The organism is Senegalia massiliensis (assembly GCF_009911265.1).
Classification (GTDB): domain Bacteria; phylum Bacillota; class Clostridia; order Tissierellales; family SIT17; genus Anaeromonas; species Anaeromonas massiliensis_A.
The window spans coordinates 1-1,215 of sequence record NZ_QXXA01000041.1 but is presented as its reverse complement, the minus strand read 5'-3'; the positions used below and the strand labels follow the sequence as shown (position 1 = coordinate 1,215).

1 protein-coding gene is annotated in these 1,215 nt (G+C 28.6%); it reads left to right on the top strand.

Annotated elements, in window-relative coordinates; all coding sequences use genetic code 11:
* On the top strand, positions 1-1,215 hold a 1,215-nt coding region (locus tag D3Z33_RS16425), incomplete at both ends, for a tetratricopeptide repeat protein (protein WP_160198855.1).

Here is a 1,215-nt window from a genome sequence, read left to right as displayed (position 1 = left end):
ATCTGAAGAAAATTATGTAGATGAAGCCCAAGCTGAAGGTGAAGTGATTTCTGAAGAAAGTATAGAAGAAAATCAAGGTTTAAAAGAGATAAATGATGTAAAAAAAGATAAAGAAGTAGAAACAGAGGTTCAATCTAGTAAAAAAACAGATGTACCTACATTAGAAGAAATATTGGAGTTAGGAAAGAATGAATATACAGCAAGTGGAAAAAGAAAGATATATATGGAAGGATATGAATTATATCCAGAAAGTCAAGAAATCAAAGAAAGATTAGAGAGTACAGCAAAATCATTATTTGAGTTAGGAAAAAAACAACATAGAAATGAAAATACTCTAAAAGTGGCAATAAGTTACTATAATGATATACTAACTATGCCAGCAATATCTCAAGGGACAATAGGACTTGCAGAAAGATATAGAGATGTAGCTAATAAAGGAATAGTATATAGATCATTAGAAGAAATATTGGAGTTAGGAAAGAATGAATATACAGCAAGTGGAAAAAGAAAGATATATATGGAAGGATATGAATTATATCCAGAAAGTCAAGAAATCAAAGAAAGATTAGAGAGTACAGCGAAATCATTACTTGCGTTAGGAAGAAATCATTATGAAAAAGGAAACTTTAATAGTGCAATAAATTACTATAATGATATACTAACTATGCCAGCAATATCTCAAGAGACAATAGGTATTACAGAACAATATAAAAATTTAGCAGATAAAGAAATAGTATATAGATCATTAGAAGAAATATTGGAGTTAGGAAAGAATGAATATACAGCAAGTGGAAAAAGAAAGATATATATGGAAGGATATGAGTTATATCCAGAAAGTGAAGAGATCAAAGAAAGATTAGAGAATACAGCAAAAGCATTATTAAATTTAGGAAAGAATCATCATTCAAAAGGAAACTTTAATAGTGCAATAAATTACTATAATGATATACTAACTATGCCAGGGGTATCTCAAGGAACAATAGGTATTACAGAAAAATATAGAGGCTTAGCAAATGAAGGAACTATATTAAAAACATTAGAAGAAATATTGGAGTTAGGAAAAAATGAATATACAGCAAGTGGAAAAAGAAAGATATATATGGAAGGATATGAATTATATCCAGAAAGCCCAGAGATAAAAGAAAGATTAGAGAATACAGCAAAGGGATTATTAAATTTAGGAAGGACTTATCATTCAAAAGGAAACTTTAATAG